Below are 13,962 nucleotides of genomic sequence, written 5' to 3' on the forward strand. Positions count from 1 at the left end.
TCAGAGAGTCTTGGACATCCGGTTGGTCATCAGCGCCCAGCCGAACAGCACCACGCACAGGACGATCAGCGGCCACGAGCGCCATTGCAGATACGGCGTCAGGTTGTGCATCGGCACCACTTCGCCGTAGAGCACGCCCTGTTCGAATTGTGGAATGCGTTCGGTGATCTGCCCGAACGGGTTGATCAGCCCGGTCACGCCGTTGTTGGTCGCGCGGATCATCCAGCGTCCGGCTTCAAGCGCGCGCATCTGCGCCATTTGCAGATGCTGCAACGGGCCGATCGACGTACCGAACCAGGTGTCGTTGCTGATCGTCAGCAGCAAATCGCTGCGTGCCGCCAGGCCAGCGGCGAATTCCGGATACACCACTTCGTAGCAGATGAACGGTGCAATCTGATATCCCTTGGCCTGCAACAGGGCCTGATCGGCAGGGCCGCGGGCGAAGTCGGACATCGGCAGGTCGAAGAACGCGATCAGCCCGCGCAGGATGTCCTGCAACGGTACGTATTCGCCGAACGGCACCAGTTTCTGTTTCAGATAAGTGCCATCGCCTTCGCCGACCACGGTGATGCCGTTGAAGAAGCGTTTTTCGTGACGGACCATCTCGCGGATCGGTACGCCGGTGATCAGCGCCGATTTACGCTCGGCGGCGAAGGTGCCCATCATGTTCAGGTAGCCCTCGGCGGACTCCTTGAGCACTGGCACGGCGGTTTCCGGCCAGATCAGCAGGTCCACCGGTTTGGAGCGGAAACTCAGGTCGCGGTACAGCGCCAGTTGCGCGTTGAGCTCGGCCGGATCCCATTTCATGCTTTGCGCGACGTTGCCCTGAATGGCGGCAACGCTCAGCGGTGCGCCTGACGGACTGGTCCAGGCGTGGCCTTTCAAGGCAATGCCCACCGCCCATGGCCCGATCAGCAATACCACGCCGGCAGCAATGAAGGCTTTGCGGCGGGTTTGCAGCAGGCGCGGTGCGTTGTAGATCAGTGCAGCGGTCAGCGCCAGGACAAACGATACCAGCCATATGCCGCCCACCGGCGCGAGCCCGGCCAGCGGACCATTGAGCTGGCTGTAACCGGAGTACAGCCACGGGAAACCGGTGAGGAACCAGCCACGAAACGCTTCCTGACCCACCCACAGCGCCGCAAAGGCCAGGGCATCGGCCACCGGCGCTTCGTTACGCCGCAACCAGCGCGCCCAGAGCCAGGCGGGCAGGGCGAAGAACCAGGCAATGGCCGCCGTGAAGATCAGCATCAGGAACCCGGCCAGCAGCACCGAAGCGCCGCCGAAGTGGTGGATGCTGTAGTAGATCCAGCTGGTGCCGGCGCCGAACAGGCCGAAACCGAAGCACCAGCCGCGACCCAAGGCCTGGCGCGGGCTCAGCTCTCGCAGCCCTGCATAGAACAGGCCGACCGCCAGCAGGGCCAGCGGCCAGAGATCGAACGGGGCCAGCGCGAAGGTGGTGATTGCACCGGCCGCCACGGCCAGCAGGTTACCGGGCCAGCCGGGGCGGGTTGTCCAGCGCATTTCAGTCCTTAGAATTAACGAGCGATTGGCGTCAGTCGCAGCAAATGAATCCGACGACTGTCGGCGTTCAGGATGCGGAAACGATAGGCGCCGATTTCAGTGATTTCGTTGCGTTTTGGCAAGTGCCCGAACGCGCTCATCACCAGCCCGCCGACGGTGTCGAACTCGTCGTCGGAGAATTCGCTATCGAAGAACTCGTTGAAGTTCTCGATCGGCGTCAGGGCCTTGATCAGGAAATCACCGCTGGGCAGCGGCTTGATGTAGCTGTCTTCTTCGACGTCGTGCTCGTCTTCGATATCGCCGACGATTTGCTCCAGCACGTCTTCGATGGTCACCAGACCGGCCACGCCGCCGTACTCGTCGATGACGATGGCCATGTGGTTGTGGTTGGCGCGGAACTCACGCAGCAACACGTTCAGACGCTTGGACTCCGGCACGAACGTGGCCGGGCGCAGCAGGTCCTTGATGTTGAAGCTGTCGCCATTCTCCTTGAGGATCAGCGGCAGCAGATCCTTGGCCAGCAGCACGCCCATCACGTCGTCATGGCTTTCGCCGATGACCGGGTAGCGCGAGTGGGCCGAGTCGACCACGGCAGGGAGAAATTCGCGGGGTGTCTGGGTCGCCTTGATGCTGATCATCTGCGAGCGCGGCACCATGATGTCGCGTACCTGCAGGTCAGCCACCTGGATGGCCCCTTCGACGATGGCCAGCGCTTCGCTGTCCAGCAGTTTGTTCTGATGTGCATCGCGCAGCAGCTCAAGCAGCTCCTGGCGGTTCTTCGGCTCGTGAGCAAAAGCCTGGGTCAGTTTACCCAGCCATGACTTTTGCCCGTTGCTCGATCGATCTTCGCTCATAGCGATTACTCTGAATCCTTTGTTGTAACAGTAGGGGATGTTTCGGTTTCGTCGTCCGCGTACGGATCGGGATAACCCAATTCGGCAAGCAACTCGCGTTCCAGTGCTTCCATTTCCTCGGCTTCCTCGTCATCTATATGGTCGTAACCCAGCAGATGCAAGCAGCCGTGAATGACCAGATGTGCCCAGTGGGCCTTCAGTTCCTTGCCTTGCTCGGCGGCTTCGCGTTCGACCACCGCCACGCAGATCACCAGATCGCCCAGCAGCGGGATGTCGAGAAACTCGTCGGGCACTTCGGCGGGGAAGGACAGGACGTTGGTCGCGTAATCCTTGTGGCGCCAGGTGTGATTCAGCTCGCGACCTTCTTCTTCGTCGACCAGACGAATGGTCATTTCCGAGTCGGCAGTGCGCTGGCGCAGGGCCAGTTCGCACCATTGGCGGAATTCTTCTTCGGTCGGCGCAGACGCTTGGGTCGCGATTTGCAGATCAAGCTCAAGCATCGTGGCGAGTGTCCTTTGGCGCTTCATCGGCCAGTCGCGTCTCGAATCGCTCGTAGGCTTCGACGATGCGTTGCACCAACGGATGGCGCACCACGTCTTTGGGCTGGAAGTGGGTGAAGCTGATGCCCGGCACATCTTTCAGGACTTCGATGACGTGATGAAGTCCGGACTTGGTGCCGCGTGGCAGGTCGACCTGGGTAATGTCGCCGGTGATCACGGCCGTGGAGCCGAAACCGATCCGGGTCAGGAACATCTTCATCTGTTCGACGGTGGTGTTCTGACTTTCGTCGAGGATGATGAAGCTGTTGTTCAGCGTGCGACCGCGCATGTAGGCCAGCGGTGCGACTTCGATCACCTGACGTTCGATCAGCTTGGCCACGTATTCGAAGCCGAGCATTTCGTAGAGTGCGTCGTAGAGCGGGCGCAGGTACGGGTCGATCTTCTGCGACAGGTCGCCGGGCAGGAAGCCGAGTTTTTCACCCGCTTCGACCGCCGGACGCACCAGCAGGATGCGGCGGATCTGCTCGCGCTCCAGCGCATCAACGGCGCAGGCGACGGCAAGATAGGTCTTGCCGGTACCGGCCGGGCCGATGCCGAAGTTGATGTCGTTGCCGAGGATTTCCTTCACGTAGCGCAATTGATTCAAGCCGCGTGGGCGAATCATGCCTTTCTTGGTGCGCAGGGCGACGGAGGCTTCGGCGGGGGCGGGGTTGTCCAGTTGCTCGACGGCCGATTCCTGGAGGAACAGGTGAACCATATCCGGCGACAGCTCTGAACCCTTGGTTTCACGGTACAGGCGGCGAATCAGGTTTTCCGCGGAAGTGGTGTGCTTGGGTTCGCCGATCAGCTCGAACTGATTGCCGCGGTTGCGGATCTCGATGGCCAGGCGCTGTTCGATCAGCCGCAGGTGCTCGTCGAACTGCCCGCACAGATTGGCGAAGCGGCGAGCCTCAAAGGGCTCGAGGATGAAACGATGAGGTTCTATGGGTGCGTTCAAGGTCGTATTTAGCCGCCCTGGGGCAATTGGGATGAAATCAAGGATAACGCCAGCGGCGTGGGTGCGAAAGCTCTTAAAAAGCCTGGCACCGATTCAGCCCTCTGGCGCGGTCTCCTTGCGCTGTTACTGGATCAGCGAGCCGCGCAGCGAGTGCGGTTGCGCCGCGTCGATGTGGACGTCGGCGAACTGGCCGATCAGGGTCGGATTATCGCAGCGGAAGTTGACGATACGGTTATTCTCGGTGCGCCCTTGCAACTCGCCGGGGTCTTTCTTCGAATAGTCGGTCACCAGAATCCGCTGGACCGAACCGACCATTTGTCGGCTGATCTCGAAGCCTTGCTGATTTAAACGGTGCTGCAAGGCGTTCAGGCGTTCTTTCTTCAGTTCTTCCGGGGTGTCGTCGGGCAGATCGGCGGCCGGGGTGCCTGGGCGCTGGCTGTAGACGAACGAGTAGGAAAAATCGAAACCGACGTCGGCAATCAGCTTCATGGTCTGTTCGAAATCTTTCTCGGTTTCCCCCGGGAAGCCGACGATGAAGTCCGAGCTGATGCAGATGCCCGGCACGGCGGCGCGCAGTTTGCGCAGCTTGGATTTGTACTCAAGCGCGGTGTGATTGCGTTTCATCGCGGCCAGGATCCGGTCCGAGCCCGACTGCACCGGCAAGTGCAGGTGCTTCACCAGTTCCGGCACTTCGGCGTGTGCCTGGATCAGGCTGTCGGAGAATTCCAGCGGGTGCGAGGTGGTGTAGCGGATGCGGTCGATACCGTCGACTGCCGCGACCACGCGGATCAGTTCGGCCAGGTCGGCCAGGCGACCGTCGTGGGTCAGCCCGCGATAACCGTTGACGTTTTGGCCCAGCAGGGTCACTTCACGCACGCCGTTTTCGGCCAAATGAATGATCTCGGCGATCACGTCGTCGAACGGCCGGCTGACTTCTTCGCCGCGGGTGTAAGGCACCACGCAGAACGTGCAGTACTTGCTGCAGCCTTCCATCACCGACACATAGGCGCTCGGGCCGTCGATGCGCGGCTCGGGCAGGTGGTCGAACTTTTCGATTTCCGGGAACGAGACGTCGACTTGCGGCAGCTTGCTGATACGCGCGGCGTCGATCATTTCCGGCAGACGGTGCAGGGTCTGCGGACCGAAAACCACGTCGACGTACGGGGCGCGATCACGGATCGCCGCGCCTTCCTGGCTGGCCACGCAACCGCCGACGGCAATCACCATGTCCGGGTTGGCCAGTTTCAGTTCGCGCCAGCGGCCGAGCTGAGAATACACCCGGTCCTGGGCACGTTCGCGGATCGAGCAGGTGTTGAGCAGAATCACGTCGGCATCTTCGGCGCGCGCCGTGACTTCCAGGGCCTGGTGTTCGCCCAGCAGATCGACCATGCGCGAGCTGTCGTACTCGTTCATCTGGCAACCGTGGGTTTCGATGTAAAGCTTCTTGGCCATGGAATAGGGTCGTCACGTGGTTCAAAGAACCGCGCATTATAGGGAACATGTCCCCAGGTTCCTACCGCTGTGCGTCCGGTGGCTATGCTATAGTTCGCGCCCTCATTTTTACCCCGATGTTGTCCGCCCGCCATGACCAAACGCGAAGCTCCAATCTACAAGGTGATTTTCCTCAACCAGGGCCAGGTGTTCGAAATGTACGCCAAGCAGATCTATCAAAGTGATCTGTGGGGTTTCCTGGAAGTGGAAGAGTTCGTCTTTGGCGAGCGCACGCAAGTGGTCGTCGACCCGAGCGAAGAAAAGCTCAAGGCGCAGTTCGAAGGCGTGGTGCGCAGCTTTGTGCCGATGCATTCGATCGTGCGCATCGATGAAGTGGAGCGGCTGGGGACACCGAAGATCACCGAAGCCCGTGGCGGCGTCGGCAACGTGATGCCGTTCCCGGTGCCGATGCCCGAGAAGTAAACCGTAAGATCGAGTCGCCTCATTCGCGAGCAAGCTCGCTCCCACAGGGGAATGCATTCCAATGTGGGAGCGAACTTGCTCGCGAAGAGGCCAGAAAAATCTATAGAGAAATCAGGGAAGGGGCGAGAACGGCGTACGCCCGTCGGCGCTCTGCAGTTCCATCAGGTATTTACGGAAAATTTGCCCGAGCACCTGGGTTGCGGTTTCCAGTTCTTCGCGGGACATTTTTTCGGACACTTCGTCGGCGGTGTCGAGCGCGTCTTCAGCGCCATTGACCGCCGCCATCTTCAGCACGATGTACGCCTGAATGTTGTTGGCCTGCACGCCTTCGCCGCGGAAGAACATGGTGCCGAGCTTGAATTGCGCCTGGGCGTGGCCTTGCAGCGAGGCCTTTTCGAAATAGCTCAGGGCTTGATTGAGGTCGCGCGGCGCGTTCTTGCCGTCGTAGTAGAACTCACCCAACTCGTATTGCGCTTGCGCATCCCCTTCATCCGCTGCCTTTTGGCAGGCGGCGAGGGCCTGCGTGACATCTTGCGGCTGAGTATTGAGGGTGCAGCGACCCATCGCCGGTATCAACAACGAGTTGCCGCCTGCTTGTGCATGTGCGAGCAGCGGCTGAAGGAGCAACAGGCAGCCCAAGGCAAGGGTGCGGCCGGTGCGGTTCATGGGAATCGACTTACCTCTGAAGGGCGCGCGGACCCGTCTAGGGATCCAATAAGCGCGCATTATGAAATAAGCAGGGCCATCCTTACAAAGTCTTTACTCGATTTTCTGCTGCGCGGGAAATATATCGCCCACTTTATGGGAGATTTTTGGCAGGAGTGTCGGAAAAAGCGCGCGGATGTAGGAGAACGCTGACGCTGGCAATGGCCAACGTCAGCGGCGAAGCGTTTTACTTCAACTTGGCGAAGGCGCGTTCGGCGGCGTCGAGGGTGATTTTCAGCTCAGCCTCGCCATGGGCGATCGAGGTGAAGCCGGCTTCGAAGGCGCTCGGCGCCAGGTACACGCCACCTTCCAGCATCAAGTGGAAGAAGCGGCCGAACAGCGCTGCATCGCTGGCCATCACGTCTTCAAAAGTAACAATGTCGTCGGCACCACTGAAGTACAGACCGAACATGCCGCCCGCCTGGGTGGTCACGAACGGAATGCCGGCGGCATCGGCGCGCTGTTGCAGGCCGTCGAGCAGGCGCGTGGTGTAGTCGGTCAGCTCGGCGTGGAAACCCGGACGGCTGATCAGGCGCAGGGTGGTCAGGCCGGCAGCCATCGCCAGCGGGTTACCGGACAAGGTGCCCGCCTGATAGACCGGGCCCAGCGGTGCGATGCGCTCCATGATCGAGCGCTTGCCCCCGAAGCAGCCGACCGGCATGCCGCCACCGATGATCTTGCCGAAGGTGGTCAGATCCGGGGTCACGCCGTAGTAAGCCTGGGCACCGCCGAGGGCGACGCGGAAACCGGTCATCACTTCGTCGAAAATCAGCACCACGCCGTGCTTGTCGCACAGGTTGCGCAGGCCTTCGAGGAAACCCGGCGCCGGCGGTACGCAGTTCATGTTGCCGGCCACTGGCTCGACGATGATGCACGCGACGTCCTGACCGACTTCAGCGAGCATTTTTTCAACCGCGTCGATGTCGTTGAACGGCAGGGTCAAAGTGTGTTTGGCGAATGCTGCCGGCACGCCGGCCGAGCTCGGTACGCCTTGGGTCAGTGCGCCGGAACCGGCCTTGACCAGCAGGCTGTCGGAGTGACCGTGGTAGCAGCCTTCGAACTTGATGATGCTGTCGCGGCCGGTGAAACCACGGGCCAGACGGATCGCGCTCATGGTCGCTTCGGTGCCGGAGCTGACCATGCGCACCATCTCCATCGATGGCACCAGCGAGCAGACCAGATCGGCCATCTCGGTTTCCATCGCGGTCGGCGCGCCGTAGGACAGGCCGTGCTGCAACTGGTTGCGCACCGCGTCCAGTACGTCCGGGTGGCTGTGGCCAAGGATCATCGGGCCCCAGGAACCCACGTAATCCACATAACGCTTGTTGTCTTCGTCAGTGACGTAGGCGCCTTCGGCGTGCTTGAAGAACAGCGGCGTGCCACCAACGCTCTTGAACGCGCGCACCGGCGAGTTCACGCCACCGGGAATGTGTTTCTGGGCGTTGGCAAACAGGGTTTCGGAACGAGACATGATCGGGCTCTCAGACTTTTAATAATTCATTGAAGGCGCGGGCGCGGCGGGTCACTTCGGCGGTGCTGTCGGCGCCGAACAGGCCATGGACCACGGCCAGCAGATCGACGCCGTGGGCCACCAGCGGCGCAGCGTTGTCGAGGGTGATGCCGCCGATCGCGCAGATCGGCAGGTGCAGGGTGCGTTTGGCCTCGTCGAGCAGATCGAGGCTGCAACTCGGTGCACCGGGTTTGGTACTGGAATTGAAGAAGCGACCGAAGGCGACGTAACTCGCACCCTCTTTGGCGGCTTGTTCGGCGAGTTCAAGTTGCGCGTGGCAGGTCGAACCGATGATGGCCCTGGAACCGAGCAGGGCGCGGGTCGGCGACAACGGGCCGTCGGTCTGGCCCAGGTGCACGCCGACGTTCAGGCGTGCGGCCAGTTCGGCGTCATCGTTGATAATCAGTTGCGTCTTGTAGCGTTCGCACAGATCGCGCAGGGCTTCGGCCTCACGCAGGCGGCGGGCCTCGTCGCTGCTTTTGTCGCGGTATTGCAGCAGGGTGACGCCGCCTTCCAGCGCCGCCTCCACGTAGGACAGAAACTTGCCGGCCAGCAACTGGCTGTCGGTGATGGCATACAGGCCACGTAGTTTCATCGCGCAGACCTCAGGCTCGAAACATCAGGAACAGAAATCCAGCGGCAGGCGACGCGGCACGAACTGGCCTTTGCCCAGCTGTTCGGCATCGCGCAGGGTGCGCCAGGTGTAATCCAGCGCAGTACGCACGGCGCTGGCAAGGTTTTCGCCCTGAGCCAGTCGGCCGGCGAGGGTGCTGGCCAAGGTGCAGCCGGAGCCGTGATAGCTGCCCGGCAGACGCTGGCACTTGAAGGTTTCGCGCAGGCCGTCGCGGCTGTACAGGCGATTGTGGATTTCGGTTTCGTCGCCGTGACCGCCGGTGATCAGCAGGTTCTTGATGTACGGCAACAGTTTTTCAGCGCACTCGTCCGCGGTGCCTTCTGGCAGTTCGGCGAGGATCCGGGCTTCGGGAAGGTTGGGGGTGGCGATGATCGACAGCGGCAGCAGGCGTTCGCGCATGGCGTAGCCGACTTCGTCCTTGCCCAGGCGTCCACCGCCGCCGGCGCGCAGCACCGGGTCGCAGACCACCGGCAAGTGCGGGTGCGCCTGGAGCAGTTCGACGACGGTGTCGACCATTTCCAGGGAACCGAGCATGCCCAGTTTCACTGCCGCGACTTCGGAATCGTTGAGCACGGCATTGGCCTGGGCCAGTACCCACTCACGGTCGAGGACGCGAAAGTCAGTGACGTTGACGGTGTCTTGCACGGTCAGGGCGGTGACGGCCGGAGCCGCATGGCAACCCTGAGCGAGCAGGGCTTCGATATCTGCCTGCAAGCCGGCGCCACCACTGGGGTCGTGGCCGGAGAGACAGAGGACAACGGGGCGTGAGCTGTAGATATTCATGGTGCGCGAGCTTACCACCAAACCTGTTTTTCGGGTGTTGTGGCGCAGCGCCCGGCCGATAACGCGGGTAGCGGGATCGGTAACGTTTGGCGCAATCTGACCGAGCAAACAGCTCTAGCCCGGCGCTCTGCTCTGGAACGCCCGTTCTAGAGCCTTTGTAGGAAAAATTTCCATGGTGCTCAATGGCCATCAACGGCTATGCTAGAGTGGATCCAAACCAATAACAGGTAATACCGGTTTTACGTCATCTCAAAGGGAATGGGGGGCTTCCTGACACAACCGGACAAGCCACGCTGGGGCTTCAATGCGCTATTTGTTGATGTTGCTGTTCTGCTTGCCCCTCCTGGCAAGCGCCGTCGAGTTCGATGAGTTCACCCAGAGCCTCCCGCTGGGTCGATCCCTGCAAGTGTTCGAAGACCCGAGCGGTCAGGCGAGCATTGCCGACGTCCGCGCGCAAGCCGCCGCCGGAAACTTCAAACCCCATGACAAAGCCACGCTCAATGCCGGTTATTCGCGCTCGGCGTTCTGGCTGAAGATCGACCTGCATTACCGCCCGACCAATGCGTCGGCGCAGCGCAGCTGGTTGCTGGAGCTGGCGTATCCGCCGCTCGATCATCTTGATCTGTATTTGCCCGATGCGGCCGGTGACTATCGTCTGGTGCGGCAGACCGGCGACGCCTTGCCGTTCGCCAGTCGCGAGATCCGCCAGAACAATTACCTGTTCGACCTGGCATTCAAGCCGGATCAGCAACGCACCGTTTATCTGCGGTTGTCCAGCGAAGGCTCGATCCAGGCGCCGGTGACATTGTGGTCGAGCACCGCGTACCTCGAAGATCAGCCAGTGCGCCTGTACGTGTTGGGGATCATTTATGGCGTGCTGCTGGGGATGCTGGTCTACAACCTGTTCATCTATCTCAGCGTGCGCGACACCAGTTACCTCTATTACATCTTCTATATCGCCTCGTTCGGCCTCTATCAGCTGTCGGTCAACGGTGCGGCGGTCGAGTATTTCTGGCCGGACAACCCTTGGTGGGCCAACGCCGCCACGCCGTTCTTCATTGGTTGCGCGGGGCTGTTCGGCAGCCAGTTCGCCCGCAGTTTCCTGCAGACGAAGAACCACAGCCGCTGGCTCGATCGCCTGCTGATCGCCCTGATCGCGTTCGGTGCCGTAGTGATCGGTCTGTCGTTGATGACCAGTTATGGCCTGGCCCTGCGTCTGGCGACGACCCTGGCCCTGACCTTTACCGTGGTGATCTTCGCCGCCGGGATCCTCGCCTGGTGGCGCGGCCTGCGGGTGGCGCGTTATTTCATCATTGCCTGGTCGGCGTTCCTGATCGGCGGCATCGTCAACACCATGATGGTCCTGGGCCTGCTGCCGAATGTGTTCCTGACCATGTACGCCAGTCAGATCGGTTCGGCCATTGAAGTGGCGCTGCTGTCGCTGGCCCTGGCCGACCGCATCAACGCGATGCGCGAACAACAGGCGCAGACCCTGTTCGACGCCGGCCAGAAGCTCGAAGTGCTGAACCAGCAACTGGCCCACAGCAACAAGCTCAAGGACGAATTTCTCGCGACCCTGACCCACGAACTGCGCACACCGATGAACGGGGTGATCGGTTCGCTGGAGCTGATGCAGACCGTCGAGCTCGATCCGGAACTGGAGCAATACCAGCAGACTGCCGCCGGTTCCGCGCGGGACATGATGCGCATGGTCAACGGCATCCTCACCCTGACCGAATTGCAGGCCGGCAAGCTCAAGGCGACGCCGGGCAGTTTCAGCCTGCGCGGGGTGGTCGAGGCGTTGCGGATTCAGTTCGATGGCAACGCGGCGAGCAAATCGCTGGACTTCAAGGTCGACGTGCTGCCGACACTGCCGGACCGCCTGCACGGCGACAGTGCCAAACTCGCGCAATGCCTGGAGTGCCTGCTGGACAACGCGATCAAGTTCACCCGCGTCGGCGGGCTGGCCTTGCGGGTCACCGGCAAACCGTCGACGGACAATCGCCTGGCGCTGTCCTTCGCGGTGATCGACACCGGTATCGGTTTTACCGATCTGGGCGAGGCCACGCTGTATCAGCGATTCTTCCAGCTCGATGGTTCGATGACCCGCGAATACGGCGGGCTGGGCGTCGGTCTGGCGATTTGCCGTCAATTGGTGGAACTGCTCGGTGGCAAGCTCACACACCGCTCCGAACCGGGGCGCGGCAGCCGTTTTCAGCTGGATGTCGAGTTTGAGTTGCCGGAAGTGGAAGCCGTGCCTGCGTTCAGTCGTGACACCGAGCGCGCGCCGCAGGATTGCACCGTGCTGCTGGTGGACGACAACAGTGTCAACCAATTGGTGATGCGCGGCATGTTGCTCAAGCTCGGTTTCCGGGTGCGCACTGCCGACCACGGCGTGGCGGCACTAGACTGTTTGCAGCGCGAGCGCTTCGATGCAGTGTTGATCGATTGCCAGCTACCGCCGCTCGACGGAGCATCGCTGTGCTGCCAGATTCGTGACCTGCCGGGATGCGCCCATCTGCCGGTGTTCATGATCGCGCTGGGGGCGGATCGAGAGCATTGCGCGTCGGGTGGCACGATCGATTATCTGAACAAACCGGTGAAATTCGAGGATCTGCAGGTCGCAATGCAGCGACGGGTATTGAGTTGCTGATAGGGTGAAAGCGCCGGCATTTAGGCCGATATGACACTTTGATCGATTCGGGGGCGGTGCTTAACTGAAGCTCTGGCCGATCAAGGAGCCCCGTCATGAACCTGCATCAGTTCGCCGAAACCCACGAAGTCACCAACCAGCCACCGTCGCTGGACGGCACCAACCTGTACCGCATCGACCTGCCGTTGCAGGAGTGGTCGCGGCGGTTCGGCGCCGGCTGGGCCGAGTCGCGGATCGACGCCTACGGCGCGCTGGCCGGCGGGCCGCTGATGGAGGCCGGGTTCCTCGCCAATCAGAACAAACCGGTGTTCGCCAGCCATGACCGCTACGGTCATCGCATCGATCTGGTGGAATTTCATCCGGCGTATCACGAGCTGATGCGCACCGCCATCGAACATGGCCTGACGTCGTTGCCCTGGGCTCATCCACAGGACGGTGCCCATGTTGCCCGCGCTTCCATGACCTACCTGCACAGCCAGGCCGAAGCCGGCAGTGGCTGTCCGTTGACCATGACTTTCGCCAGCGTGCCGGCGATGCGTTTACAACCGAATCTGGCCGAGCAATGGCTGCCGAAAATCCTCGCCACCGAATACGATCCGCGCAATGTCGGCATGGCCCATAAGGCCGGTGTCACCATCGGCATGGCGATGACCGAGAAACAGGGTGGCACCGATGTGCGGGCCAACACCACCAAGGCTTATCCAGTTGGCGCCAGCGGCCCCGGTCAGGCTTATGAACTGGTGGGCCACAAGTGGTTCTGTTCGGCGCCGATGTGCGATGCATTCCTCACGCTGGCGCAGACCGACAAGGGCCTGACCTGCTTCCTGCTGCCGCGCCATCGCCCGGATGACACGCGCAATCAGTTCTATATCCAGCGCCTGAAAAACAAGCTCGGCAACCAGTCCAACGCCTCCAGCGAAGTGGAATTCCGAGGCGCACTGGCGTGGATGGTCGGTGAGGAAGGGCGCGGCGTGCCGACGATCATCGAGATGGTGGCGATGACCCGTTTTGACTGCATGGTCGGCTCCAGCTCGCTGATGCGGCAGGCGCTGACCCAGGCCAGCCATCACTGCGCCCACCGCAAAGTCGGCGGCAAGCTGCTCAGCGAGCAACCGCTGATGCAGAACGTGCTGGCCGATCTGGCGCTGGAAAGCGAAGCCGCGCTGGCGTTGAGCCTGCGCATGGGCAAGGCGCTGGATCATCTGAATGATCGCCATGAAGCGCAGTTCGCCCGGCTGGTGACGGCGGTGGGCAAATACTGGATCTGCAAACGTGCGCCGGGAATGATCAACGAAGCCGCCGAATGCATGGGGGGCGCCGGGTATGTCGAGGAGAGCATCCTGCCGCGGCTGTACCGCGAGGCACCGGTGAACTCGACGTGGGAAGGCTCTGGCAACGTGCAATGCCTCGATGTGCTGCGGGCGTTGTCGAAAGAGCCGGGCGTGCTTGATGTGTTGTTCAGCGAGTTGGGCGACGGCCATGGCGACAAGCGACTGGCTGCGCACATTCAGCAATTGCAGGCGCAGTTCAAGGACACCAGCGACATTCAGTACCGCGCGCGGCAACTGACCGAAGACATTGCCCTCGGGCTGCAAGCGAAGTTGCTGCTGGAGGCCGGGAATTCGGCGGTCAGCGATGCGTTCATTGCCAGTCGTCTGAGCGGAGGCGGGCGGGTCTACGGCGCGTTGCCCCGTGGGCTGGATGTCGAAGCCATTGTTGCCCGCTCGACGCCGCAAGGTTTCTGAAACACCCTGTGGGAGCGGGCTTGCTCGCGAAGGAACCGGTACATTCAACATTAATGCTGGCTGTGCTGACGCCTTCGCGGGCAAGCCCGCTCCCACAGGCCCGCCTGTACCTGTCAGATTGATGAATTGCCACAACGCCACTG

The 13,962-nt window shown here is 61.6% G+C and carries 12 protein-coding genes; 3 read left to right on the plus strand and 9 right to left on the minus strand.

Annotation, left to right across the window (positions count from 1 at the left end; genetic code table 11):
* The 5 genes from lnt to miaB form a co-directional block, all read right to left on the minus strand.
* Entirely contained in the window at nt 1-1,524 is a 1,524-nt protein-coding gene (gene lnt / locus CAF73_RS14875) for an apolipoprotein N-acyltransferase (RefSeq protein ID WP_085697605.1), read from the minus strand.
* Nucleotides 1,525-1,538: 14 nt separating this feature from the next.
* A complete protein-coding gene (locus tag CAF73_RS14880; protein ID WP_007909641.1) occupies nt 1,539-2,378 on the minus strand; it encodes an HlyC/CorC family transporter in 840 nt (279 codons plus the stop codon).
* Between the two features lie 5 nt (nt 2,379-2,383).
* Nucleotides 2,384-2,878 carry an rRNA maturation RNase YbeY gene (ybeY, locus tag CAF73_RS14885; protein WP_085697604.1) on the minus strand — a complete coding sequence of 165 codons (495 nt, stop codon included), beginning with the start codon at nt 2,876-2,878 and terminating at the stop codon, nt 2,384-2,386.
* Entirely contained in the window at nt 2,871-3,875 is a 1,005-nt protein-coding gene (locus CAF73_RS14890; protein ID WP_085703114.1) for a PhoH family protein, read from the minus strand. Before CAF73_RS14890 ends, ybeY begins: the two co-directional genes overlap by 8 nt.
* Nucleotides 3,876-3,998: 123 nt before the next feature.
* The gene (gene miaB, locus CAF73_RS14895) at nt 3,999-5,327 is read right to left on the minus strand and encodes a tRNA (N6-isopentenyl adenosine(37)-C2)-methylthiotransferase MiaB (protein WP_085697602.1); all 1,329 of its coding nucleotides are present in this window, start codon (nt 5,325-5,327) and stop codon (nt 3,999-4,001) included.
* 132 nt (nt 5,328-5,459) lie between these two features.
* Here miaB and CAF73_RS14900 point away from each other — a divergent pair, with 132 nt between their 5' ends.
* Nucleotides 5,460-5,789 carry a DUF1820 family protein gene (locus CAF73_RS14900; protein WP_085697601.1) on the plus strand — a complete coding sequence of 110 codons (330 nt, stop codon included), beginning with the start codon at nt 5,460-5,462 and terminating at the stop codon, nt 5,787-5,789.
* A gap of 111 nt (nt 5,790-5,900) precedes the next feature.
* Here the strand turns inward: CAF73_RS14900 and CAF73_RS14905 are convergent, their stop codons facing one another.
* The 4 genes from CAF73_RS14905 to CAF73_RS14920 form a co-directional block, all read right to left on the minus strand.
* On the minus strand, nt 5,901-6,455 hold the full coding sequence (locus CAF73_RS14905; protein ID WP_085703115.1) for a tetratricopeptide repeat protein: 555 nt from the start codon (nt 6,453-6,455) through the stop codon (nt 5,901-5,903).
* Nucleotides 6,456-6,681: 226 nt separating this feature from the next.
* Nucleotides 6,682-7,965 (minus strand): glutamate-1-semialdehyde 2,1-aminomutase, encoded by a 1,284-nt coding sequence (gene hemL / locus CAF73_RS14910; RefSeq protein ID WP_085697599.1) that lies wholly within the window; start codon nt 7,963-7,965, stop codon nt 6,682-6,684.
* 10 nt (nt 7,966-7,975) lie between these two features.
* Nucleotides 7,976-8,599 carry a thiamine phosphate synthase gene (thiE, locus tag CAF73_RS14915; protein WP_085697598.1) on the minus strand — a complete coding sequence of 208 codons (624 nt, stop codon included), beginning with the start codon at nt 8,597-8,599 and terminating at the stop codon, nt 7,976-7,978.
* Nucleotides 8,600-8,623: 24 nt separating this feature from the next.
* Nucleotides 8,624-9,421, minus strand: a complete 798-nt coding sequence (locus CAF73_RS14920; protein ID WP_085697597.1) for a hydroxymethylpyrimidine/phosphomethylpyrimidine kinase — start codon at nt 9,419-9,421, stop codon at nt 8,624-8,626.
* 304 nt (nt 9,422-9,725) lie between these two features.
* On the opposite strand from CAF73_RS14920, the gene CAF73_RS14925 reads away from it, so the two are divergent.
* Nucleotides 9,726-12,074 (plus strand): hybrid sensor histidine kinase/response regulator, encoded by a 2,349-nt coding sequence (locus CAF73_RS14925; protein ID WP_085697596.1) that lies wholly within the window; start codon nt 9,726-9,728, stop codon nt 12,072-12,074.
* Nucleotides 12,075-12,169: 95 nt separating this feature from the next.
* A complete protein-coding gene (locus CAF73_RS14930) occupies nt 12,170-13,819 on the plus strand; it encodes an acyl-CoA dehydrogenase family protein (protein ID WP_085697595.1) in 1,650 nt (549 codons plus the stop codon).
* Nucleotides 13,820-13,962: the final 143 nt, after the last annotated feature.

This window comes from Pseudomonas sp. B15(2017), from assembly GCF_002113215.1.
Classification (GTDB): Bacteria; Pseudomonadota; Gammaproteobacteria; order Pseudomonadales; family Pseudomonadaceae; genus Aquipseudomonas.

Coding starts and splice junctions, on each gene's coding strand:
- CAF73_RS14925 (WP_085697596.1), top strand. CDS start 9,726: ATGCGCTATTTGTTGATGTTGCTGTTCTGCTTGCCCCTCCTGGCAAGC.
- CAF73_RS14905 (WP_085703115.1), bottom strand. CDS start 6,455: ATGAACCGCACCGGCCGCACCCTTGCCTTGGGCTGCCTGTTGCTCCTT.
- lnt (WP_085697605.1), bottom strand. CDS start 1,524: ATGCGCTGGACAACCCGCCCCGGCTGGCCCGGTAACCTGCTGGCCGTG.
- ybeY (WP_085697604.1), bottom strand. CDS start 2,878: ATGCTTGAGCTTGATCTGCAAATCGCGACCCAAGCGTCTGCGCCGACC.
- CAF73_RS14920 (WP_085697597.1), bottom strand. CDS start 9,421: ATGAATATCTACAGCTCACGCCCCGTTGTCCTCTGTCTCTCCGGCCAC.
- CAF73_RS14900 (WP_085697601.1), top strand. CDS start 5,460: ATGACCAAACGCGAAGCTCCAATCTACAAGGTGATTTTCCTCAACCAG.
- thiE (WP_085697598.1), bottom strand. CDS start 8,599: ATGAAACTACGTGGCCTGTATGCCATCACCGACAGCCAGTTGCTGGCC.
- CAF73_RS14880 (WP_007909641.1), bottom strand. CDS start 2,378: ATGAGCGAAGATCGATCGAGCAACGGGCAAAAGTCATGGCTGGGTAAA.
- miaB (WP_085697602.1), bottom strand. CDS start 5,327: ATGGCCAAGAAGCTTTACATCGAAACCCACGGTTGCCAGATGAACGAG.
- hemL (WP_085697599.1), bottom strand. CDS start 7,965: ATGTCTCGTTCCGAAACCCTGTTTGCCAACGCCCAGAAACACATTCCC.
- CAF73_RS14930 (WP_085697595.1), top strand. CDS start 12,170: ATGAACCTGCATCAGTTCGCCGAAACCCACGAAGTCACCAACCAGCCA.